This is a genomic window from Methanobacteriaceae archaeon, assembly GCA_013403005.1.
In the GTDB taxonomy this organism is placed as follows: domain Archaea; phylum Methanobacteriota; class Methanobacteria; order Methanobacteriales; family Methanobacteriaceae; genus Methanobacterium.
This window is the reverse complement of sequence record JACBOA010000013.1, coordinates 12871-37938: the sequence shown is the minus strand read 5'-3', so window position 1 is coordinate 37938 and position 25068 is coordinate 12871. Positions and strand designations below refer to the sequence as shown.

17 protein-coding genes and 1 tRNA gene are annotated in these 25068 nt (G+C 39.2%); 9 read left to right on the top strand and 9 right to left on the bottom strand.

Features of this window, described 5'->3' with window-relative positions:
• Window positions 1–132: 132 nt before the first annotated feature.
• From HVN35_08955 to hisF, 3 genes are all read right to left on the bottom strand, one after another.
• On the bottom strand, window positions 133–1830 hold the full coding sequence (locus HVN35_08955; protein NYB52670.1) for an NAD-dependent malic enzyme: 1698 nt from the start codon (window positions 1828–1830) through the stop codon (window positions 133–135).
• 653 nt (window positions 1831–2483) lie between these two features.
• Window positions 2484–2975 carry a hypothetical protein gene (locus HVN35_08950; GenBank protein ID NYB52669.1) on the bottom strand — a complete coding sequence of 164 codons (492 nt, stop codon included), beginning with the start codon at window positions 2973–2975 and terminating at the stop codon, window positions 2484–2486.
• A 95-nt stretch (window positions 2976–3070) separates the two neighbouring features.
• Complete coding sequence (gene hisF, locus HVN35_08945; protein ID NYB52668.1) at window positions 3071–3895, bottom strand: imidazole glycerol phosphate synthase subunit HisF; 825 nt, start codon at window positions 3893–3895, stop codon at window positions 3071–3073.
• Window positions 3896–4180: 285 nt separating this feature from the next.
• Here hisF and HVN35_08940 point away from each other — a divergent pair, with 285 nt between their 5' ends.
• The 3 genes from HVN35_08940 (at window position 4181) to HVN35_08930 (ending at window position 7035) form a co-directional block, all read left to right on the top strand.
• Complete coding sequence (locus HVN35_08940) at window positions 4181–5467, top strand: threonine/serine exporter family protein (GenBank protein ID NYB52667.1); 1287 nt, start codon at window positions 4181–4183, stop codon at window positions 5465–5467.
• Between the two features lie 407 nt (window positions 5468–5874).
• Window positions 5875–6648 (top strand): DUF4013 domain-containing protein, encoded by a 774-nt coding sequence (locus HVN35_08935; protein ID NYB52666.1) that lies wholly within the window; start codon window positions 5875–5877, stop codon window positions 6646–6648.
• A gap of 311 nt (window positions 6649–6959) precedes the next feature.
• Window positions 6960–7035 (top strand) — tRNA-Arg (locus tag HVN35_08930).
• 1 nt (window position 7036) lies between these two features.
• Here the strand turns inward: HVN35_08930 and HVN35_08925 are convergent.
• From HVN35_08925 to HVN35_08915, 3 genes are all read right to left on the bottom strand, one after another.
• Complete coding sequence (locus HVN35_08925) at window positions 7037–7495, bottom strand: carboxymuconolactone decarboxylase family protein (protein ID NYB52665.1); 459 nt, start codon at window positions 7493–7495, stop codon at window positions 7037–7039.
• 495 nt (window positions 7496–7990) lie between these two features.
• Window positions 7991–13036 (bottom strand): DUF3320 domain-containing protein, encoded by a 5046-nt coding sequence (locus HVN35_08920; GenBank protein ID NYB52664.1) that lies wholly within the window; start codon window positions 13034–13036, stop codon window positions 7991–7993.
• A 122-nt stretch (window positions 13037–13158) separates the two neighbouring features.
• Window positions 13159–14898 carry an ATP-dependent DNA helicase gene (locus tag HVN35_08915; GenBank protein ID NYB52663.1) on the bottom strand — a complete coding sequence of 580 codons (1740 nt, stop codon included), beginning with the start codon at window positions 14896–14898 and terminating at the stop codon, window positions 13159–13161.
• Between the two features lie 604 nt (window positions 14899–15502).
• Between HVN35_08915 and cobI the strand changes: the two genes are divergently transcribed.
• Complete coding sequence (gene cobI / locus HVN35_08910; protein NYB52662.1) at window positions 15503–16210, top strand: precorrin-2 C(20)-methyltransferase; 708 nt, start codon at window positions 15503–15505, stop codon at window positions 16208–16210.
• 92 nt (window positions 16211–16302) lie between these two features.
• Window positions 16303–17277 carry an alpha/beta fold hydrolase gene (locus HVN35_08905; protein NYB52661.1) on the top strand — a complete coding sequence of 325 codons (975 nt, stop codon included), beginning with the start codon at window positions 16303–16305 and terminating at the stop codon, window positions 17275–17277.
• 112 nt (window positions 17278–17389) lie between these two features.
• On the opposite strand, the gene HVN35_08900 is transcribed toward HVN35_08905, so the two are convergent.
• On the bottom strand, window positions 17390–18157 hold the full coding sequence (locus HVN35_08900; protein NYB52660.1) for an ArsR family transcriptional regulator: 768 nt from the start codon (window positions 18155–18157) through the stop codon (window positions 17390–17392).
• Between the two features lie 515 nt (window positions 18158–18672).
• On the opposite strand from HVN35_08900, the gene HVN35_08895 reads away from it, so the two are divergent.
• Complete coding sequence (locus HVN35_08895; GenBank protein NYB52659.1) at window positions 18673–19089, top strand: rubrerythrin family protein; 417 nt, start codon at window positions 18673–18675, stop codon at window positions 19087–19089.
• A gap of 450 nt (window positions 19090–19539) precedes the next feature.
• Here HVN35_08895 and HVN35_08890 read toward each other — a convergent pair whose 3' ends face one another.
• Together HVN35_08890 and HVN35_08885 are read right to left on the bottom strand one after the other, a co-directional pair.
• Window positions 19540–20697, bottom strand: a complete 1158-nt coding sequence (locus HVN35_08890; GenBank protein NYB52658.1) for a site-2 protease family protein — start codon at window positions 20695–20697, stop codon at window positions 19540–19542.
• 54 nt (window positions 20698–20751) lie between these two features.
• A complete protein-coding gene (locus tag HVN35_08885) occupies window positions 20752–21966 on the bottom strand; it encodes a molybdopterin molybdotransferase MoeA (protein NYB52657.1) in 1215 nt (404 codons plus the stop codon).
• Between the two features lie 228 nt (window positions 21967–22194).
• On the opposite strand from HVN35_08885, the gene HVN35_08880 reads away from it, so the two are divergent.
• The 3 genes from HVN35_08880 (at window position 22195) to HVN35_08870 (ending at window position 25062) form a co-directional block, all read left to right on the top strand.
• Entirely contained in the window at window positions 22195–22791 is a 597-nt protein-coding gene (locus tag HVN35_08880; protein NYB52656.1) for a cadmium resistance transporter, read from the top strand.
• A 128-nt stretch (window positions 22792–22919) separates the two neighbouring features.
• Complete coding sequence (locus tag HVN35_08875) at window positions 22920–23819, top strand: ABC transporter ATP-binding protein (protein ID NYB52655.1); 900 nt, start codon at window positions 22920–22922, stop codon at window positions 23817–23819.
• A gap of 46 nt (window positions 23820–23865) precedes the next feature.
• On the top strand, window positions 23866–25062 hold the full coding sequence (locus tag HVN35_08870; protein ID NYB52654.1) for an ABC transporter permease: 1197 nt from the start codon (window positions 23866–23868) through the stop codon (window positions 25060–25062).
• Window positions 25063–25068 lie beyond the last annotated feature (6 nt).

The following is a 25068-nucleotide window of genomic DNA, read 5'->3' as shown; positions in this document are numbered from 1 at the left end:
TAGGTAAATTATTTTTGGACATTGAATAGAGTGTAGTAAAGGGCATAGATAAGATGAATAAAGGTTTTTGATACTATCCTAATATAAAATGGAACATGGTTGGGATTAAGAATAAATTGTAAAAATTGTAAATTATTTGGAATTTTTCAGATTAAGGGGTTTGTAAGGTACATAAGCTGCCTTCCAGATGTTAGATTCCACTCTTTTTTCAACATTCTCCAGGGAATAGCTGCTTACTCCTTCCAGGATAGCCTGTCTGGCTACAGCAACGCCTATTTTTTTACTAACTATCCTGAGCTCGGAAATTTCAGGGAGCAAACGGGAATCTTTCAAATCAACTGCACTGGCAAGTTCTCCTATGGCGGCATCCATCATTCCAGAGGTAACTCTTTCCGCCTGGCAGCTGATGATACCCAAACCCAGTCCAGGGAATATCAGGGCATTGTTGCACTGGGAAATAGGAAAACTATCCTCATTGAATATTACATCATCAAAGGGGCTTCCCGTGGCAATCAAGGCTTTACCACCAGTCCATCGGATTATGTCATTGGGAAGGGCTTCTATGAGTGTTATTGGATTTGATAAGGGGAATATTATAGGTCGTTCCACATGGGAAGCCATTTCAGTTATAACTTCCTGGTTAAAGGCTCCGGGCACGGTACTGGTGCCAATGAGAATAGTGGGCTGCACATGGCGCACCACATCTAACAGGTTTTTAAGATCTATCTCTGCATTCAAAAATTCTAAATCTTCACGGGCATAGGGAACTTTGAAATAATCTATACCTTCCCGGTGGGAAGTTATCAGTCCCTGGCTGTCCATAAGATAGAAACGACTGTATGCTTCCCGGTGGTTCATCCCGGCCTTTACCATATTTTCCCATATCTGGTCGGCAATTCCACATCCTGCGGTCCCAGCTCCGTAGATTAGCACCCGATGATGAGATAAGGGGGTACCGGATAATTTCAAAGCATTGAGAAGAGCGGCCATGGCAACAGCCCCGGTACCCTGTATATCATCATTGAAGGTGCACATTTCATCCTGATACTTGTCCAGATGGTATCTGGCGTTTTTCTTACCGAAATCTTCCCATTGGAGGAAAACATGGGAGAATTTATTTTTTATAGCATTAATCACGGTTTCAACAAATTTATGATATTTTTCACGGTTTATACGGGGATGGCGCCAGCCGAGATATAGTGGATTTTCCAACAGATGGGGATTATTGGTGCCGACATCAATCATAATAGGGAGCATTCTACGGGGGTTGATGCCGGCACACAAGGTGTAAACCACCAGTTTGGCAACTGAAATTCCTATTCCATTGGCTCCCTGGTCTCCAATTCCCAGTATCTGCTCAGAATCTGTTAGAATGATTAGGTCAATTTCATCTTCATCCCATTCATCAATAATTTCATCGATGTGCTCCCGGTCTGGGTATGATAGATAAATTCCGCGTGGTTTTCGGAATTCGTCACTGTAGCGTTGAATGGCCAGACCCGCAGTGGGGGTGTAAATAATGGGCATCATTTCCTGGATGTGTTCCTGGATAAGACGGAAAAAAAGAGTTTCATTGGTGTTGTAGAGGTTATTTAGAAAAATATTTTTTTGAAGATCATCAGCCTGTTCTGTGAACTGTTGATAAGCCCGCTGGAGTTGATCATCTAAAGTTTCCACGGAATGGGGTAAAAGTCCAATAAGATGAAATAATTCCCTTTCCTTAGAGCTAAAAGCAGTACCTTTGTTTAGTTGAGAAGATTGAAGGAGTTGACTCCCTTTAAGATCAGTTTCAATGTATTTGGTCCCTTGTTTTTCTACAGTAATCGCCATGGATTTAAACTGTAAACCCCCATTTTATAGGAACTCTTGGAAAATCAATTGTCCCCCTGGTGTGAATTATAATTATCTTTTTAACCCATATATAAACTTTATGTATATTATGGGGCTGATTTTTGTCAATTTTCAGATTCTGGACATTAGAAGTGTCATTATACAAACAATAAAAATATTTAAAGGCTGAATCTGTCCAAACTTTAAAAGCATCATGACTATTAGCATTACTTAATGAGTATAGATGATAAAAATTGAAACTGCCCCCTAATAGATTCAATCTTCGTATTGCAATTATGGACCCACTATATCTTGCCAGAAAAAAATATTAAGTAAACGCTTAATAGTGACCTTATTTCAGATAGCATACCCGTAAGAGCAATTATCACAATTCAAGTTTGCTTTTCAGATATGGAATTTGATGGAAAAATAATTATGGAAAAAATAATTTATCAAGGGATTAAAATCTTGAAAACAATTGAAAAAGAACTAGGCAAAATTTTATATCGCTATATAGAAGAGCGTATCTGAAAAGATGAAAATTTCAAAAATTTCAATATTATTTAATTTTTCAGGGCTGGAGTGGTAAATTAAAATAAAGAAGTAGGCACTGCTAAAATTTTGCTTCACTATATAGAGCGACACATCAAAAATCACGAATTTTGATTATCTTCCAGTTTTTGACTTATATGCTGATATATTTCCTTGGTTACTCCAACTTTCCTAATAAAATCGTTGGAATACCTTATATCGCCTCTTCGTGGGTTATCCTGTCTCATGACGTACATGCAGATGGCAGTTATGATCATTAGAGGATCAGTTTTACGGCCTTTACCCCCACGGTAGAGTTTACGGAAATCTGCCTGGCAGATGATCTCACGGGCCCGGTCCTTCTGACCACCACCCACAGGCATCATAACCTCGTCCCCGTCCTCTCTTTTGGTCAGGACCATGGTGGGGCTGTGACCGGTCATCATGAAGTTACTGGCAACCACACTGAGCATGGCCAGCTTCTCCTGGAGACGGAAATCTTCTTCAGGGGTTTTCTCACCATAAGATTTATATCGTTCGTATTTTTTTAACTTCCGCTTTAATCTATCGATTTTGGCCTTATCATCCAGGAAGACGTGTTTTCGTTTCTTCAAATTCTACGCCTCGAGTAGAGTTTGTTGAGGGAAGTGATGGTTGGTGACAGTTGGTGATGGTTTAGATATGTGGTGAGAGTTAATTTGTAGGGAATTCATATTCGAACAGCAACACCCCTATTCTTCAAGTACTCCTTCACCACCTGCACGGGATACTCATCAAAGTGGAAGATGCTGGCAGCTAAAGCGGCATCTGCTTTGCCTTTGGTGAGAGCTTCATAGATATGTTCCGGGTTACCACCACCACCCGATGCAATTATGGGAATATCCAGCATTTCACTCATAGTCCGGTTCAGAGGAAGATCATAACCGTCCTTGGTCCCGTCCCGGTCCATGCTGGTGAGGAGGATCTCACCAGCGCCACGTTCCTGGCACTCCATAGCCCATTTAACCGCATCTATACCTGTGAATTCGCGACCACCGTAGATGCTGCAGTCATACCAGCAGTAACCCTGTGGAGTTTCAACTATCACATGATCATCTTTCTCTTTAGGGTCATCCACGTAGCGCCGTTTGGCATCTATACCTATGACACAGGCCTGACTACCCACCACCTTGGAAGCCTCGTTTATTAGATCTGGGTTGTGTATGGCTGCGGTGTTGGTTGAACATTTATCCGCACCGGCCTTGAGCATGTTCACATAGTCTTGGGGCTTTCTGATTCCCCCACCCACACAGATGGGCACGAACACGTTCTCGGTGGTGGCCTCTATCACATGGGCCATGGTCTCCCTTCGTTCATGGGAGGCAGTGATGTCCAGAAACACGATTTCATCTGCTCCATCCTCGTAATATTTGGTGGCCAGTTCCACAGGCTCTCCAGCGTAGCGGATTTGTTTAAATTCAATTCCTTTTACTACCCGGCCGTGCGGAACGTTAAGATCGCAGTCCAGGCAGGGTATGATGCGTTTTGCCAGCATTATAATCTCCAAAAATCCTTTTTATCTGTGATTTAATAATATCTGTTCAATTTGATTCTGAAGGAAATACCAGTAACCTATTATCTCCCATCATTAAAAAAATCTACACTTCACAATCAAATACATCCCCTAATGGTCAACATACAATTTCAGGGTGGACTTTACAATCTTACATTATATCTAAGTCTTACATTATAACTAAAATATAATCCTTTAAAAAACAATTAGATGTATTGAAACATCTATATGTATATTAATCCTGTTAATATGGGGTGGGTAATCTGAATGGTTCCAGACAGAACTTCGTCTAATATAAATCCTTCTAACATTTCCAGTGAGGGTGAATTTCCTCCTAAACTTCTGGAGTTTTTAACCGAGATAGCCAGGGCTATGACTTTAGCAGGCATTGCGGTAATGACTATTGAAACTATTTTAAAGAATATATGCCGGGCCTATGGTGTAAAAGCTCAGGAAGTGATTGATTTTCCTACCTTTGTGCTTATCAAGATCTCAGATGGGAGTTCCAAGGCCCTGGCAGTCACAGGACAGAAACCAGGAATGCTACCATTGGACCAGGTTTCACGGTTATACGAGTTAATATACAGGGCTGAAAAAGCTGAAATATCTCCAGAACAGGGTATTAACAGAATTAAAGAAATAATCTACGCCGAACGCCAGCATAACTACATAAGACACATTCTGGGGTATGCTATTTATTCCATTGGCTTGGGAATGCTACTATTGCCCACAATCAATGAATTACTGCTCTGTGGGGGTTTAGGGGCTATTGTGGGGTTAATAATCGGATATTCTGAGGATAAACCCAGGCTTAATCTTATTTCACCTGTTTTAACCGCGTTTATGGTGTCTGCAATCTTCTTTTTCTGTGTGAAGCAGGGAATGGTAAGAGGATCACTCACTATACTGGTTCCAGCTCTTTCCTACTTTATTCCCGGAGCTGTGCTGGCAACTGGTATGTACGAACTGGCTGCTAACAATGTTATATCAGGGGCCAGTCGACTGATTCAGGGAGTTGTAATACTTCTTCTTTTGCTTTTCGGAGTTATTATGGGAATTCAAGTGGTAGGTCTTTCTCCAGGGGCTTATATGGTGGCATATCTAGCTGTTCCTCTGGGTTGGTGGGCTCCATATGCGGGAGTCCTGATTTTCACAGGGGGAATGTACCTTTTAATGTCTATCCGCAATCGTGATATGTTAGGGGTTTTTATTGTGTTATTTTCCACATTTGCAGGACTTCAGGTAGGTAATTACCTTCTGGGTGGTCTTTTTGGTGCATTTTTGGGTTCTGCCACTATGACTATAGTGGGAACATATTTGGAACGTTCAAGGCTTAAAACTCCTTATTATGTGTCAATCATACCTTCTTTTTGGATTCTAGTTCCAGGATCCCTGGGATTCATTACTCTGGCTGCATTGGCAAGTGAAGCATATCCTGCCTCTGCCAGTAATCTGATTATGGTGGTTCTAACCTTTGTGGCCATATCCATGGGGATATTGATTGGTGCGGTAATAGCAGATCCTTTAAAAATTGAATATTATGGCAAAAAATGATTTATAAAGAACAAAGAAGGCATAGATGGTGAAATATTTAATGTATTATGACCTAACACATTATAAACGTATTAATTTCTTGAAAAATTTGTTATTTAAATTTGTTATTTAATTTTTTTTTATTCCCTTGAAAAGAACTGGGTGTAAAGTTATTTGGGGAGGGCTAGTGATATTTACAAATAATCTTTGCCTTAATGGGTATTTATTTGTTGATAGAACTATAATAAAATAATTTAAATTTTTGATGAACTGTCCAACACCCCTTAACTTACAGAACTCCCCTAATTTTTTTTAACTCCATATATAAACAGTATTACTATTTGTTTCTATAATAACATTTATTAATGATAAGGACTCAACTCCTAATGTAATACCTATTTGGTATTATCTATTAAGGAGTTGATTTAGTGGAAATGGGTAACATTTTATCAGAATCGTTTAAGTATCCAGTTTCTAACTGGAAACGCCTGCTGATCTTTGGTTTAATTTTTTTGATTTACCAGTTTTGTATTATTGGTGTAAGTCGGTTTAGCAGAATTTCAGTGCTGCTTTTAATTCTTATAATTCCGGGGATTATAGCATACTTTATTATAATGGGATATAGACTACGGGCAATGGAAACTTCTATAAAAGGAGAAAATGAAGCCCCGACATTTAATAAATGGTCTCAAATGCTTTTAGATGGGCTGAAAGTATTCGTAGTGGCAATAATTTATGGATTTATCCCGGCCATGATAATAGGACTTGGTTTCTTCATGGTAATTGTTGGGTCATCTCTTATGAAGATTTCAGGGGCCCTTGTCCTGATTGTGGGTGGGATATTATTATTCGGGGTTACCTTAATCATGGTAATTGGCCTTTCCAATATGGCCTATCAGGGGAAAATAGATGCAGCCCTGGAATTTGCCGAGATCACAAGTAAAATAAAAAAAATAGGATGGTTAAACCTCATAGTGATAATGATTATTCTGGGAGTTATCAATATTCTTCTGGCGGCTGCAGCAGTTTTATTATCTGTTATACCTATTCTAGGAATTTTTTTAGCTTCTATAATTGTTTGTCCCTACATGGATCTATTTATAGCTAGAGCTTATGCTTTAATCTATAAAGAAACTATAGATGAACCTGGAGAATCTCTGATGGAGGGTGTGGGTATATCTGATGAATCTTTGCCAGTTTAAAAATTAAACGGATAAAATAAAATATATTGGTTATTATTACTGAAAGGGTGAAATAAGTCATGATAAACTGAAATGGGGCATGATAAACTAATTTCCTCCAAATCAGTAATAATATTTTTCTTTTTTAAAATACTTACAATGTATTGTTTTATATGGTTAATTATGGGGTTTATTCTATTCTTTAAATGTTGAACACTTTAAATGGTGAACAAAAGCCCCCAAATAATGGTAATTATAGCATCATAGGAATAGTTTTATAAGTGAAAAGGACCTAACTAGTCACTTGCCTATTAAAATACCATATTTATTATGGGCCTGTAGTCTAGCCTGGAATATGACGTGGGACTTCGGATCCCAAGGTCGGGGGTTCAAATCCCCCCAGGTCCGCTTATTCTTTTTCAATTTTATTTGACGATTTTTTTTCTATAATACTGCTCAGATATCCGTCGGGCTTTCTTTCAGGAGTTTTCGAACGGTTTGGTTCGGCCTTATTCATTTTGCCATGTTTTTTCGGAGGTTTAAAATGTAATTTTTTGCCAGGTTCAGAATCTTCTTCTAAAAGTGTGTAGGCTGTATTAAATCCAGAACCCATACGAACCAGTCCAGCAACTGCAGCAGCTTCCAGGATTTCATTTTTGGTTGCTCCCAGTTTAAGAGCCTGTTTTTTATGCACCCTGGTGCACTGATCGCATCGCACAGCAATGGCACAGGCCACAGCAATGATGCTTTTTTCCTTTAAAGATAGGGCACCATCTTTTAATATCTCAGCGGCTAATTTTTTAAAGGCAGAATCAACTTCTTCACCAAGTGCCTCAGTAAATCGGTTGGGTTGTGCTTTCTGTTCCATCAATCAAAATCCCCTTTATTCTTCTTAATTCATTTAGTTATCTTCTATATAATACTCATTTTATGTTTTTACACTAATGGTTTTAAAATAATGTCCTTATATTTAATTTAACCACTTATAAACTTTAAAGCCTTTTTAAAGTTAAATATAGAACTTTTAAGGAAATTGGAGAAACTTGCTATGAAACCTGCTGGAATAGTCAAACTTTAAGCCGTTAGAAAGAGGTTATGTGGAATTTGTATGGAATTTTCTAGATGATCTTTAAGATAATATATCTCCTTGAAGATTTGAAATGGCATTTATTTGAAAAAGGGCATTTTAATCAGGATGAATATTGCCTTTAAGAATTTTGAAAATTTTGAAAATTAAAGTAAGAAGACTATTTTTACATTAAAACGGCTAAAATGCAGAGTGATTCGGAAAAGGGGCATCATAATGGTGGTTAACTTGCAATTTTAAATCAAATCTCTTAAACAAAGACCATACCATGAAAATTTATCCTCTTATAAGATCAATCATCCCATCAGAGCGTTTTTCAATCTCCTTTGCGGTGATCAAATCTTTAATCACACTTTTTATCCGAGTTATGGCTGGACCTCTAGTTACTTTGGCTCCGAAGAGCCTTGAAACTTCACGTATCAGTTCATCCATCTCAGTGGCGTATTGGGATTTTAGCACCATTTTCACGGCCATACCAATTTCCTCGGGACTTATCAGATCCATACGGGCAGGAGGTTTACCAGTTCTCCTGCGCACCACCACTGGAGCATCTTTGTAATACAAAAAGTCTCCTTTCTGAATTATCTGACCATCCAACACACCTAAATGAACTGCTTCCTTCATAACACTCTTCACACGTCGCCCTGCCCTACTGAGTCCCCAGAATGTTCTCACACGCTTAACAAGTTCATCATAGTGGATGGGTCCTTCATCTTTAACTACTTGCATAACTGCCCGGGCCACATCACCCACTGGTTGGCTGTGCAGGTCTCCAGTTACATTCACACCTGGATCCTCACACATCTGGTATTCTGGTATTTCATCCTGAGGCTGGTCCTGAACTTCAATTTCGGATTTATCTTCAGTTTTTGATTCTAAGGTATCAAATTCAAGTTCTTGGATTTCTTCAGTCTCTGGGATAATTATGGGAGGAATGGTCTCTTCTTCTTTACGTTCTTCAGAAAGAAGTTCTTCAATTGTGGTTAATAATCGTTTCTGGGCTTCGGCCCGGTTCCGGTACCAGTCAGTGGACCATAAACGGTATAATCTCCATCCCAGACCTTCCAGAATCTGCTGTCTCAGCCGGTCCCTGTCCCGGGCCACCCTGCTGGTCTGATACATATATCCATCACAGGCAATTCCCAACAGGTAACGTCCAGGGTATTCTGGATCCACAATGGCCATGTCTACTCTGAATCCAGCACAACCCACCTGACGATGAATTTCATATCCATTCTCAACTAAAAATTCATAAACTCCATCTTCAAAGGCAGAATCAACGGTTTTTTGAATGGGGTCAGACCTAGTAAGGGTTTTTTTCTCAGCGTATTCCAGGAACTCCTTGAGCGCACGCAAGCCAAAAGGTGCGGTACTTGTCAACTGCAAGTCTTTTCCTCTGAAGTTGGAGAAGATAACACATTTTTCCCGAGCTCTGGTTAACAAAACATTTAAACGTCTCTCACCCCCGTCCTGGTTCACCGGTCCGAAGTTATGACTCAAACGTCCTTCGGCATCGAATCCATAACCTACACTAACCAGTATAACGTCCCTTTCATCTCCCTGGATCGTTTCCAGGTTTTTAATGAAGAAGTGTTCTTCCAAGTTGTGGTTGAAGTATTTCTCCATTCTGGGGTTGAGTTTAAGTTGCAGTTCCAGTTCTTCCAGGAGGGCTTGCTGCTGGCGCACGTTAAAGGTTCCCACCCCCAGACTTTTGGTATCTCCATATCTCTGGTAATGCTCAAAAACAGCCTTAATAACTTCTTTGGCCTCAGCACGGTTGGTGGCAGTTTTACCCCGATCATAAACCGTGTCTGGCAAGTGCACCAGTTTCAGCCCCAACTCATCGGAGTCCTGGCTGGGTGAGGGATAAATCAGTAGGTTGTCGTTATAAAATTCCTGATTACTAACTGCAATGAGTGATTCGTGCCTGCTGCGGTAGTGCCAGCGGAGCATTTTCGAGGGAAAGCTGCGTTTACAGAGGTGTAATATGCTCTCCATATCTGCCAGAACTGCCAGGTCATAATCATCACTATCCACATTAATCAAGATGTCGAAAAAAGTTGTAGGTGGTAATTGCCGGGTGTCTCCCATAATAACAGCATTCTTGGCCCTTAAAAGTGCTCCTAAGGCGTCTTCAGGTTTCACCTGGCTGGCTTCATCAAAAATTACATAATCAAATCGCAGATTTTTCACACTGTAGGGATCCAGGTACTGGGCAATGGAAAGGGGACTCATCATAAAGCAGGGTTTAATGGTTTGTATTATTCCACCACAGATGGATAACAATTTCCTGATGGGCATATGTCCCCTTTTACGGGAGAATTCACTTTTCAGAACTCCCAGTTCAGAACGTGGTGAGGCAGTGCTCGAAATTGAGGGACGGTTTTCGTATAGTTTCTCTGCTATTCGGAAGCGGTTAAGTTTTATTATTTTACTATCAAGTTCTCTGAACTCTTTTATCTTTTTCTCATGAACCTCTCCCACGAAACGGGAGAGTGTGGGTTCCGTTAAAAAGAGATTACGCAGCATGGAGTCTGCAAAATTACCTTCCAAGCAGGGTATAATATCTTCTGATTCTATTTCATCTTTATCCACCAGTTCCACCAGTTTAGAGCCCACTGTTTCCAGGCACTCCAGTCGGGATGAGCTGAAACGGGACCAGTTCTGCAAACTGGATAATCCCAATTTCAAAAGAGAAATCGGGGATAGTAAATATTCAATGGGGCTTTTGGTAAGGTTTTCCCCAAATACTGAATCATGATTAAAGTGGAGGAAGCCATCTAACTGGGTCATGTTCTGAAGGATCTGGTCATAATACCGGTGCATTTCCTGGATGATCCTTTTTATTTCGTGCTGTTCTGCAGAGTCCAGTATCAGCACAATTTTTTCAGTTATCCTGCCCTCTTCAAGGGCTTTGCGAAACTTGAGGATCCATTCAGATATATTTTTAAGATTCTCAGCTTCACTTTTCTCAGCTTTCCAATGGGAACCAAAGAGTGATCGGGCTAGTTCATCCTGCTTTCTAATTTTAAGCAGTAGTTCCTGGCATCTTATGAGCTCTTCCAAATCCTGAAGTATTATTTCATCATCATCAGGAATTTTTCCCTGGTAAAGTTTTTCTATTCTTTTTTTGGCCTTCTTAAAATCTCCACTTAAGAATTTGAGAAGTTTAGGTTTCTGTTCTTGGAAGTTCCTCTGAAGTGATATAATATCCTCGTCCAGAACACCATTTTTAAATCGTTTAAGGCCTTTTTCCTTGGATTTGAATTCCTCAAGGCTTTTAATAAGATTGTATACTTTGAGTTTGTCATAGTCCCATTGGGTGTTTAGAATAAGATCTCTTTCCAGGGAGGGGAAAGATGATACTATTTCCACAGCCGCAATTAAGTGTTCCATCTCTTCCAGAGTCACAGGTATCTTAATTCCAGCTATTTTGGAAAGTTTTTCAGCTTTTAAATTAAGTTTATTCAATTTTTCAATAGTTTCACTTAAAAGGGCTTCGATTTCTTCTTCTTCAGCAGGTAATATGGGATCTGGACTGGTTGAATTCCATGGATTGTAGGCCACAGGCTTCACTAACTTATATAATTCTCCTAATTCTTTAAATTTGTTTAATGTACGCTGCCATTCTCTTAAAGTGCAATATTCACTGTCATCCATTGTGAAACGCGGTAATTTATTTCCTTTTTTTTCAAAATGGTGTAGGGCTTTCTCTTTAAGTCCAAAAAACTGGTAGGGAGTCCACTCTATGGCACCGTAGGGTGAATGGATCAGAGCCACATATTCATTCAAATCAGTTTTTAACTCTTCTATGGTGCTCAGATCTTCTTCCAGTGCCAGGTCTAGGGGATTGGGTTTTCTTAGCACACTTTCCAGTTTTTCCAGAACATCCTTTTTATTGGACTTTTTACTGTGAAGTTCCAGACAGAATTCTCCCAGTCCAACACTATCCAGACGACCTTTAACCACTTCAAGAGCAGCCATTTTTTCACTTACAAAGAGCACAGTGTTTCCTCGTGCCAGTAATTCTGCTATAAGGTTCACTATGGTCTGAGATTTACCTGTTCCTGGGGGTCCTTCTACCACCAAATCCCGGCCGTTTTTCACATCCTCTATAACTGCTATCTGGGATGAATCCGCGTCTAAAACATGGTAAACATCTTCAGATGAGAGTTCTTCATCGACATGTTCTTCCTTAAACCCTGCCTCCAAATCTTCTTCCACTGGATCAAAAATGGCTTTTATAAGGGGGTTTTCTTCCAGGGGCATGTCTTCAGGCCAGCTTTCAGGGTCCAAGTCCTTGTACATCACGAACTTAGTGAAACTGAAAAAACCCAGGAAAATCTTCTCCAAGACTTTCCATTCGCTTTTATGGGAAATGGATTCTCTAACCAGTTCTAAATATTCTTCTACACCTTCAGGAGTGTGGGGCATTTCAAAATCTAGCAATTCCACCCCGTAATCCAGTAACTTGGCCTGCAGGGATATGTTGGCAATTATATCCTCCCCAGTCCATCGGAGCTTAAAAGAACCCTTAACTCGTTTACGTTCCAGTTCTACGGGTATTAACAGTAATGGTGCTTCACGAAAGCCATTCCCGTTTTCTTCTTTCCATTTTAAAAATCCCAGGGCCAGGTATAAAATGTTGTAACCCTGTTCTTCCATCACTGATCTGGCACGTTGATTAATGTAAAAGAGTCGGCGTTGAAGCTCGGAAGGAGTTAAATTAGTGGATAGGAAGATTTCTTTATTTTTTTCCAGGGTTTCCTGGTCTGGTGAAGGTGAATCCCACAGCAGTGATTTTTCCGTGCTAACATATTCAGAATCTGTGCTTACGGTGGAATCATGTTCTTGTTTGATGGGTCCTTCATCATCTATATTTTCCCCATCTGAATCAGGAGATGTTGCTGAATCCGGTCCATCTATTAAATCAGAGGTATCTATTTTTATGGTTCCATTTTCAACACTAGAAACACTTTCTCTCTCCAGATTTTTCTCCTCATCTCTTGAAGTTGTTTCAGATACGCTTAGAGTTTTAAGGGAGTCATTCTTTATGTTTTCTTCTTCAAAATCAGATTTTTCTCTGTTAAGAGTAATCTTATCTGTTGTGCCTTCGTTCCGTGGAATGAACTGTAAAAGCTTTCTCTTGGTTTTTTTAAGAACCAGACGGTCGTATATCTCAGCCAGATCCCCGTCCTTGACTTCCACGGTCATACTTCGGGGTCGGAAGTTCAAGAGCTGGTTCCTCATGGTAAGGTCCAGCAAACTTTGCCTTAGAACATCAATCTGTTTGTATATGTCCACCTTAGAAAGTTCGGACATTAATTATACCTCTCATTTTAAGTATTGCCAGGGAAATAATGATGATTATTCCTATGATGCTTCATGGTTTATTGAAACTTTATATTAAAACTATCTTTTTACTGGATATAATCAGGGGGAACTTATTCTCGTTGTATGGCATCTTTGAAGAAGCTGGGCACCAGTTTCCGGTAAAGTGGGCTGCGCAGTAACATGCGAAAGTTACCATCCAGGATATAAGTTTCACAATAATCATCTTCCGCCCGCATCCCACGACCATAAGCTTGCAGAAGAGTCATAATTGTTTTATAAGCATACCATGAGGGGTCCTGCTGTTTTCTCTGGTTTATCTGCGGATCGCCCAAATAAGGAAATGGTATTTTGTAGATAACTTGGAACTGACACTTTTCATACGGTAAATCCACTCCTTCACTCATGGATGGGCTCACCAGGACCATGGGCTCTTTACTCACCTCGAATTTCCCCAGAACATGTTCCCTGTTTTTAGGGTTATGGCTCATTAAACGGGGATTTTTTAGATTTTTAATAATATACTGCTGACACTTGTAGTTATGGGTGTGAATAAGTCCTTTTTCATATTTATGGTGTGCTATGATTTTCTCAAGCACGGGCAGTGTTTTAGGGGCGGTGCGCTTAATCAGTCGGTGTGACATGTTCCCCACCAGTTTAAGGTGAACTGGCCGGGATGATGGTGGGAAAACACTCTTTATTTTCAATTGATATGTTTCCTCGGGTTCTATACCCAGCCACTGGCAGAATAGATCCTGATCCAGAATGGTGGCACTCATAAATAGTCTTATATCTGCGTGGTTGAAAAGCCGGTCATTTGCATAGGTGTGAATCCGCAGGGGTTTGAATGAAACTCCTCCTGGACTGGTGTCCACCACCCAATTATCAGGATTGTTCTCAAGGTTACGTGAAAGTTCACTCAAATTCATCTTGGTGCGATTTATACGGTCTGCCTTGTTTTTAGGAATTTTTTTAAGGTCTATGTTCTGATAATCATCGTAAAGTGATTCAACAAATAATATCCATTCTTCAGGGTCTTTAAGAGACATCATGCTTGGGGGAATGGTCTTTTTGATTTCACGCTCTAATCTACGATTGTAAAGATTCACCTCTAAACGTCTCATAAGTTTATCTTCCAGATTATGGGCCTCGTCCAGGACCATGAGGTTGCGTTTTCCGAAATGTTTCACATAGTTTAATTCCAGGAGGGCGTAGTCATAGTTCATCAAGGTTATGGAACTTTCCACTGCCTGGGCCTTCTGGTCCCAGTAACGGCACCGGTCACTGGAACGGAAATATATGGGTGATCCGAAGGCATCCTGAAAGGCATGCATCTGGCCATCAAAGGGGGATTTGCTGATTCCATAGTCACAGACGAATTTCTGGGTGCTGGGGACAGTTTGACAGGTTCCCATATCACAACTAACTTCCAAACCCTCGTTCTGGCATAAAAAATTCCCTCGACCTTTAACCAGGGGATAGCCAAACTCTGCAGCATACTGGGCCTGCAATTGTTTGGTCATGGTTAGAATATAAGCAGGCTGATAGATCCGGGCCAGGGTGGTGGCCACTCCGGATTTACCGGTTCCAGTTCCAGCCTCCAGGATTATGTGGGAATAACCGAGTTCAATAGCATCGCGGATCTCAGCGATTATCTCCAGCTGACCCTCACGAGGTGATTCGAAGGGAAATTTTTCAATGATATCCTCATCTATATCAGGGTACTGTCTTTTAAGGGCTCTGAGTCTTGATGTTGATATTTTGGGTGTTTCAACTGGGGAATAGTTACCAGGAGGGCATATGCAGCGGTCTTTTATCATTCCGCACTTGTTACAGAAAAAGCCATTATCCATGGTGATTTATATTTTAGTAATGGTATAAATAGGTAAAGTTTCAAAACCCTTAAAAGAGGTTCTATTAAAATTAAAATCTTATACCAGCTTTAATGGTGTTTATTTAAGTTAAAGCATTATAATATCATTTAAAAGGGTTTATATTAATTTTATTCTAGATAATACCTTTTAAAAGATTCATTTCCCAGCATTGTTAATAATACTCTATAAAATTAAGTTATTAATAGTATTAGCTATGAATTGAATCAAAATTAAAATTATAAATGATTTATATTTATACTGGTAATCATTCAATCATTTATTCATTCAATCATTGTTATTAATAAGTCATGATAAAGATTCAGTTAGTCTCAAGTAGCATTTTCAATTGAATTAGCAAAGCTTTAATTAGTCTTGATTACATTGCCTTTCATTCTTTCATCATGAGCATATATTTTTATGTCCCGTGAATCTTAGTCACACAAGGATTACATCAAATTGGTCGGACTGAAGATTTCAGTAATTAAGAAATGGATATTTGAATCATAATAGGGATGAGATTTAAAATAGTCATTAAAATGTGAAATAACATTTGCTTTATTATTTTAATTAGTGGTGTTTAAGTATGAATAAAGGGAAACTCATTGGTATTGGGGTGGGTCCTGGAGACCCTGAATTACTCACTGTTAAGGCAGTTAAGACATTGGAAACTGTGCCGGTCATATGCGCTCCCAAATCATCTGAGAATAAGCCCAGTGTGGCACTTTCAATTGTTCAGGGTATTCTTGATGCTAGGGATGGTGAATATGTGGTTATTGAACCTTTATTTCCAATGATAGAGGATAAGGGGGAGTTGGAACGTTACTGGGCTGAAGCTGCAGAAATTATGATAAGTGAACTGGAAATGGAACGTGATGTTTGCTTTATTACACTGGGCGATCCTTCAATTTACAGCACTTTTTCCTATGTAGCCAGGATAATCAAGGATAAGGGTTATAATGTGGAGATGATACCGGGAATAACTTCATTCACGGGATGTGCAGCCAGTGCAGGCATCACTCTGGGTGAAAAGGATGAGATAATGGTGGTGGTGCCTAAGGTGGACCAGCGACTGGAGGAAATAATGGATCATGCTGATACCGCAGTCATTATGAAAACCTCACGTCACTCAGAAATGCTTGAGGAAATTATCAGTAAGGATCCAAGGGATAAAAGGGTTATTTCGGTTCAAAATTGTGGAATGGATAATGAAAAAATTTTTGAAGGCTTTGCAAAGAACGGAAAATACCTTTCAACTACCATAGTCAAATTTAAAGATTCCAATGAGATATAATAATTTTATAGCTCAGCTTCTTATAGCTCAGCTTAATAGGTCAGAGTCAATCAAAAGTTCATGATAGATGCTTTTGTTTAGAGGCCATTTTCATGTTAGAAATCAAAAATTTCATTCTAGAAGACTTTCAATTGGGGTCAGGTGAGGTTCTCAAAAATTTAAACCTTGAATATACCACCCAAGGAGTTGAAGAACTGGATGAGAATGGTAAAATTATAAATGCTTTTCTATACCTGCATGGCTGGAGTGGGGACTGCACATCTGTGGAAAGATTAAGCAGCGTAATTGGACCGGGTAAGGCCATTGACACCAGCAAATTCTTTGTTATCAGTCCCACTGCTTTTGGTTCTCCAGGTTCAGCCAGCCCTTCAACCACTGGTTTGGGGATGAAATTCCCTAAATACAGTATCAAGGACATGGTGAAATCACATTATCAGTTAATAAGTAATGGTTTGGGGGTTGAACATCTAAGGGGTATTATGGGCACATCTATGGGGGGATTTCAAGCTCTAAACTGGGCACTGGAATATCCTGACTTCATGGATTTCCTGATACTCAATGGCACCAGTCACAGAATTTCAAACCGGATGTATGGAGTTTACCAACTAATGAATCAAATCATTATGGGAGATTGTGAATATAAAAATTGTAATTATGCTCAAAATCCAGTTAAGGCCTTGGAAAAAGCAGCATATCTGAGTTACCTCTGGTCATTATCTCCTGAAAACTATGAAGAATGTTTTGATTCTAGAGATGAATTCATCCAGGGAGTGAGGGATAGAAAAGCTGATGCCAGAGAGTGGGATGTCAATGATCTGGTATGGAGAAATTATGCCCTGTTAGGACATGATTTAGGTGATAAAATATCCCGAATCAAAATTCCCTGCCTTATACTGGGGATACATCAGGATCAGATTGTAGATGAAAAGTACAGCATCAACCCCTTACACGAGGGATTAGAAAATTCAGAACTATTCCTTTATAATTCTATATGGGGACATTACGGCTGTACAAAAGATATATCAAAGACTTCAGATGCCATTAAAGAATTTCTAACAAAAATTTAAGTTTTTTTTATCAAATAAATAATCAATAAATAAGTTTCACTCATCATTGCTCTTGAAGTATCATTTCTGGCCATTTATTTCTTTTAACCACCTATTAACAGCAATAAATCATTTATGTTCTTGAGGGCTGTGTTTTAACCATGAACTGGCAGTAATCATCACCCTGGGCGAAACATTTAACCTCTTCCACTTCCACCTTTTCCTGGAAGAATCGGGAGAAAAAGGCCTCCAAAACACCAGAATCAAAAGCACAAGCCGGCCTTCCAATTTGCGGCAGATCTTCACATTCAAAACAGTCATAGGCCTGAATAATAAGGGGATCAGTACTTTTAACTATTATCCGACCTAACTGGTTCTTTTCCCAGAATTTAATGATGTTTTCAATAAATTGATTGATATCCGGGGTTTCTAATTTCTCATAGAAAGTTTCGCCAACTTTGAAACCTGCATTGCGTAATATTGGGTCAATATTTATACCTTCATCCATAAGGGAAACTCTTATAGCTCTGAACATGAACCTGAAGAATTTTAACGGATCTTCTGATTCTAAAATCTGTTGTTGAAGGTAGTGGTCAATGTTGTCTTCAATTTTGTTTTCCGGGGAAACATCACCTAAATACCGGGAATTGATGTAATAAATCTTCCTCCTACGATCTTCTGGATCTATAACCCAGTCTATTATCCCGTTATCTTCCAAATCCTGCAAGTGTGCCGAGATGGTTGATTTGGATCTTTTGGTGGATGAAACTATCTGGGATCCACTCATTCCCCCCTCTTTGAGCAGGGATAGGATCTGTGCCTTAATCGGACTTTGAATTATGTTAATCCCAGAATTGGTGGAAAATATTTTTATTCCGCTTTTGCTTTCTACAGGGGCCATATATATCCCTCAAATAATAAGGGCCAGTTAGAGATGTCTGACCATTTAATGATGATAATTTGCACACTTACTATATTAAACGTTCGCATATATAAGTACGTTCGCTTTCATACGAACAGTAAAATATATAAATGGTGGTTCGTATAGTAACGTACGTTCGGGAACATCCGAACCAATGTGTATCAAGTCCACAAAAAATTTTAGAAAGATCAAAGATCAATTGGTGAAAAAGCATGAAAGCAGAGTGGAAAAGAATCAAAGAAGGAATATACTGGGTTGGTGCCCTTGACTGGGATATCCGAAAATACCATGGTTACACACTAGAAAACTAGCTACAACGTATATTTAGTATTGGGAATAATAAGGTTGCTTTAGTTGATAATGCTTACCCTGGAAACTTCCCAGAATTAATGGCCAGAGTAGAAGATGCTTTCAGTAATCATTGATATTTGATTAAAAAATTAGGAAAATTTAAGAAAATTAAACCGTTTTAACAAGAATTGGAGGAATTTAAAATGGAATTGATAAATGAACATAAAATTGGAATTTGTAAAGGAACTGATCTGGAAAAAGCAGTACAGGCCAATTTCAATGGAGAAACCCAGGAAGTGGGAATGTACTTGGCCATGGCTAGGCAGGCTCAAAGAGAAGGTATGCCGGAGGTGGCTGAAGTTCTAAAAACCATTGCCTGGGAAGAGGCAGAACACGCAGCCAAGTTTGGAGAAATGAATGCAGTGATAAAACCCACCCTCAAGGAGAACTTGGAAATGATGCTGGAGGGTGAAACCATGGCCAACAATGAGAAAAAAGCAGCAGCAAAAAAGGCTAAAGAGTGTGAAATTGACCCGGCACATGACTTTTTTGATGAAAGCTCACGGGACGAGGCCAGACACGCCAGGATGCTAAAAGGGATTTTGGAGAGATACTTTTAATTCTCTCTTTTTTTAGGTAAATAATCATTAATTAAGGCAAATAAATTAAAAAATTAAAAGAAGACACTTATCTAGATGAAATGAATAATCTGATTATTCTTTTGCTTGTTCATGAATTTAAGCATCAATTTCCACAAAGCCTTTAATTCGGCTTGTGGTGAATATTTAATCAAACCCCTCCTCAGGAGGATGATCATAATCTTTCATCCTCCTAATTAATTCACCATCCTTTTATCTTTAATTAGACGCTTTTTAATTCAAAAGAAAACATTAACTGATTTATTTTATATTTTCTTGAATATTAACACCAATCTGAATTTAGATAGGAACTCATAGGTATCTTTAGACTATGAAAATTGAATAAGAGTTTAAAGAAGAATTCATGCAAGTGTTGGTGGATCTTAGGAGTTTATTCATGCTTAAAAAAAAATTCTGTAGGGGATTTGAGGCCTAGAACATCTTCATTATTCCGGGGATTGTTCCGTATATAATGAGTAAGCCTACAATTCCGATCATAATTACAGACACGCTTGAAACTATTTTACCTGCTACCTTTTCTGGCATTTTGTATCCCAGGAGTTCCTCTAATATTATTCCCCCATCCAGGGGTTTCATGGGTATGAGGTTGAACAATCCCACCATCAAGTTTAAGAGATACACCCAGCGAGCTATATCTGCCAGATTGTACAAGAACCAGGGGAGGGTGTCACCATAGATATTGGCTACTTCCGGTTTAACCTTCAAATGAGTTTCACTACGAGTTCCGGGGTAGGCAATGGATGCATTATAGGGTTGTGCAGTGGTGGTAATGGTGTAAGTACCCTTATCTGTAACATAAGTTAGCTGGTCTCCGGGTTTTGTTTTGTAAATTAGGTTGGTGTATGCTTCCCGGTTGTTAACCGAAACTCCATTAATACTGGTTACAACCATCCCTTCTTTAAGCACGCCTTCCGAGGGGCCGCCAGGAGTTACACTGGTGATTTTCAGACCATCAGACTGGAAAGCGTAGGGAATAAAAGAAGCAGTTAGAATTATAACAGTAACCCAGGCAATGGCTGCAGTTGCCAGGTTGAACATGGAACCAGCGGCATATATTCGAAGCTTAACTGATCTTTTGGCTTTTTTAACATCATCCTCATCTAATTCCACAAATGCACCAGGAAGTACTGCCAGCAAAACCACACCAATAGATTTAATTCCCACCCTATCAGCCCGGGCCACAATTCCGTGTCCAAACTCATGAACAATCATCAGTATAATTACGGAGATTATCCCGGCAAAAATAGGGATGAATATGGGAGATCCAGGGATGTCTACTCCCGGTAGGAGAAGTGCAGCCTGGGGGGCTTGAAACATGTATTGTAATGATAAAACAATGCCATAAATAGAGAAACCCATGCAGAAAATAGATATGGGTATGCCTATGTTCATGCTCCAACGCCAGAATCTGGGACTTAAATTGGCCAGGTAATCAATCCATCCCCTCATTTTCTGGGTCCTTCTCATAAGTATAGGACCATAAACATCTACTTTTAATTTTTTCCTGAAGATAACTCCTACAAAATAGAGGGCAGCAAAGAAAATTAGGTAGTACAATAAAACATTCAAACAGGATCACCTTTCTATTAATATTAAACTCCCCATGATTTAAGCTTTTAGAGTTTAAGATTTTAGAGATTGATAGGGAAGAACTTTACACTCTTCTCCTTCAGATATTCCCTCCTGATTTTCCGGGATTATAATATAAGAATCAGACTCCACCATGGATCTTATTATTCCAGAACCCTTAATTTTCAGGGGATGAACCAGATCTTTATCAATCTTAGCCCGGATATAATCAGTCCTTCCCAGAGTTGAGGGTATATTCCGGGCAGCCTTTTTACCAATAATCAATGGTTCGAAATCCAAACCCTGCATTTTTAAAAGAGCTTCCCGGACGAAAACATCGAACTGAACCATAGCCGCCACAGGAAATCCAGATAACATAAAAACAGGCTTTCCATTTATTCGTGCGAATCCAAAAGGTTTGCCCGGCCTTAAAGACACTCCATGAATAAGAACTTCTCCCAGTTCACAGGCTGCATCTACCACCACATCGCCTTTACTTATAGCAGTTCCACCAGTGGTGATAAGGGCATCGTAATTCGTTAGCAAGTTTTTAAACAGATCTTTGACTAATCCTGCATCATCTATGGAGTGAAACATATCAGGAATAGCAAGACAGGATTCTACCAGGGATTTAATGGTGAAATGATTGGAATTAACTACTTCAGCACCATTTAATTTATTTTTAGGCATTACCAGTTCACTGCCCGTTATTACCACTGCAACTCGGGGCTTTTTAAACACTAAAACTTCATCAAATCCTGCTGATGCAACAAGACCCAACTCAGGGGGGTCTAATAAGGTACCCTGGTTTAAAACCAGTTCTCCTGTATGAAATTCTTCTCCAGCAGGGGAAACATTTTCACCAGGAACCACTGAAGTTTCCACCTGTAAATTACCTTCATCTTCATAAGTATATTCTTCCATTACCACGGCATTGGCTCCACGAGGCAGGGGAGCACCGGTAGCAATTTGGATAGCTTCACCATTTTTAACACTGAATTGTGACCTTTCACCAGCACCTATACTATCCACCACTTTCAACTGAAGGGGATCAGTCTCAGAGTGGCCGAAAGTATCTTCTGCTATTACAGCATATCCATCCATGGCAGATCTATCAAAAGGGGGTGAATTTAGTGTGGAAATAACTTCCTGAGCAATCACTCTCCTATAAGCATCTTCCAACCGGATTTTTTCAACTTCAGAAGGGTTTAAACTCTCAAGGATGATTTTTTTAGCATCTGGGGTGGGCATGAGTTTTGATAAGAACATTTATGGTCACATTTAAATTTTTAAAAATTTTAATTTGATTTTAGAAGTTTTTAATTTGCTTGGTCTGATTAAATGTTAGATAATTAACTTTTTCAAAAAAAACTTTAAAAAAATTATTATTATCCCTCTATGGAATATCTAATCTCATTTTATATCTACAGTTTACTTATAATAGTCTATACCATTCCATTATTTATTCATATCATATCAAATATCTTAGAGGTTTAAATGGAAAGCGTCACCATCATTACTGCATTACTTGCATTTTTAGCCACTAATTTAGATGACATGTTCCTTTTAGCGGCATTTTTCGCTCATCCCCAGTTCCAAACAAAGGAAGTGGTGTGGGGACAGTATTTGGGATTTATATCTCTTTTAATGATAAGTTCTTTAGCCTATTTTGCACAGTTAATAATTCCACCAGCTTACATAAGTCTTCTAGGGTTATTGCCCATTCTTATTGGGATTAGAAATCTCATGTCTCTTAAAAATCCAGAAAGTCCTGTTGAGAATTTAAATGAAGGATTTTTTGAAAAAAATGGGGGAATAACAAATAATAACATATTTTCCGTGGCTGCAGTAACCATTGCTAATGGTGGGGACAATTTAGGGGTTTACATGCCTATTTTTGCCACCAGCAATCCTTTATCTTTGCTAACTATAATAGTCACCTTTTTGATCCTGGTGGGAATTTGGTGTTTATTAGGATTTAAATTAGTGAATAATGAGATTATTGGTAATAAAATCCGAGAATATGGACATTTAATTCTCCCATTTGTGATGATATTTATAGGGATGGTTATTATTTTAAGAGGATGGATTTAAATTAGTATTTTTTTGCTGATTTTGGTTTTTGGTTAACTAAATTAAGAGGGTAGAATCAGAATAATAAAAGTGAAATATTATTTTCTAAATCCTGGATGGAGATGTACGATTTGAGCTTAGATGACACCATGATTAAAATAGAGTCTTTAAACAAGTCCTTTGGCAGGATAAAGGCACTTGACAATCTTAATCTGGAGATAGAAAAGGGTGAGCTTCTGGGAATAATAGGTCCGAATGGTGCAGGGAAAACCACTGCCATCCGGATTATTTGTTGCATATTACAACCTAATTCTGGAGAGGTAACTGTGGGGGGATACAGCATCCACCATGACCAGATCAAGATAAAATCCATGATCGGTTACTTGCCAGAGGAACCCAACCTTTACGAGCGTTTCAAGGCAAGGGAACTTCTAAAATACTTCGGTGAACTGTATGGTGTTCCTAAAAATCGGATTAATAACAGGATAGATGAACTACTGGAACTGGTGGGAATGAGTAAGCGAGCTGATGATGCAATCAACACTTTTTCCAAGGGTTTAAGGCAGAGAATAGGCATTGCCCGGGCACTCATCCATGATCCAGAGGTTATAATACTGGATGAACCAACCATGGGTCTGGATCCAGCCACATCACGAGCCATTCGAAACTTCATCAAGGAACTAAAAGGGGATAAAACCGTTATTCTATGCACCCATTACATGGACGAAGCCGATCTCCTATGTGACAGGGTGGCCATCCTTAACCAGGGAAGAATCAGGGACATGGGAACACCAGAAACATTAAAGAAAAAGGTTCATGGTGATCTAATCCTACAAATAAAAGTACATGAACCGGATAAGATAGATGAACACAGAATAAGGAATTTTAAATCAGTAAGGAGTGTAAACATTGAAGGTAACCAGTTTTTCATTTCCCTACGCTCCAGAAATGACATATCAAACATCATAGACATATTTGGTGAGCAGGCATTTTCTGTGAACACTAAAGAACCCACACTGGACGATGTTTTCATCCAAACCATGGAATGAGGATAGTAAAAAATCAATCAAAATCTCATCTAAATGGTAGAATAATATGAAACTTAACCTGAATTTCAGTATAATAACCCGTTGGGAGTTTAAAAACACTCTAAAGAGTAGGAAATTCCTTCTAATATTTTGCATGCAGTTATCCGTACTTTTCATGTTAATTATAATGTTCAATTCCTTTGCAGCAAACATAGAATCAGATAAAGGATTATCCTTAACCCCCTCTCTCACTGATTTTGCCACCCTGGATGTTAACGACCCCGGAGGCCTGTTTAAAAAGACCCTGAATCCTGAAATAATAGATATTTACAGTACAAATGGTAACAATTCACTTTTACGCATTGAAAAAGGCGAAACCAGTGGATTATATTCAGTTTCTCCTGATTCACTGCAGCGCATACAGAAGGGGGAAGTAGTGGACACGGTTTTATACCTTGATTACTCCGATCCCCGTAAAAGTGTCATTAGGGATGAAGTCAACTCCACCACTAAAACCGTTTCCACAGCATTAACCAAGAACTACCTTCAATCTATTAACTCTCAAAACACCAGCACCCAAACCGGGATAAAGGAAGAAAAAACAGGGGAACCTCTGCCCCTGCAGCTTATCAGAAAGGTGATGCTGGCTGTACTGTTATTTTTACCCCTTTTCCTGTTTGGAAATATAATAATTGACAGTGTGGTGGGGGAAAAAGAGCGAAAAACTGGGGAGATACTCATAGCCATGCCCATTTCCCAGGGTGAAATCTTACTGGGCAAAGGATTAGCCGTGGTAGGAATATGTGCCCTGCAAGTGGCTATGTGGATGATTGTACTGGTTGGTGCAGGATTTACCATACAAAATGTAGTTCTGGTTTATCTTCTGGTGGTGCTCACTGCCATACCCATAGTAGGATTAACATCCATCATCGCAGCCTATGCCAAAAATTACAAAGAAGCAGGTATAGGAATCAGCTTCGCCTACATCATAGTTGTGGGATTTTTAATAGTCCCCGCCCTGGCATATGTATCCAGAAAAAGTTACTCGGCTAATATTTCCCCTATGACCACGGTGATGAGACTATTTTCCGGTGAAACCATCACCCTACCCGAAATTCTAATGTCAGTAACCTTTGTAATCATCTTAAGTGCATTATCTTTCTGGATTGCCACCTGGCTTTTTAAAAGGGATGATGTGGTATTCGGCCCACGCCCCGGCCCAGTAAAACTCACACTACAACTAGTAGGGATAAAGAAAAGATAAAAAAAA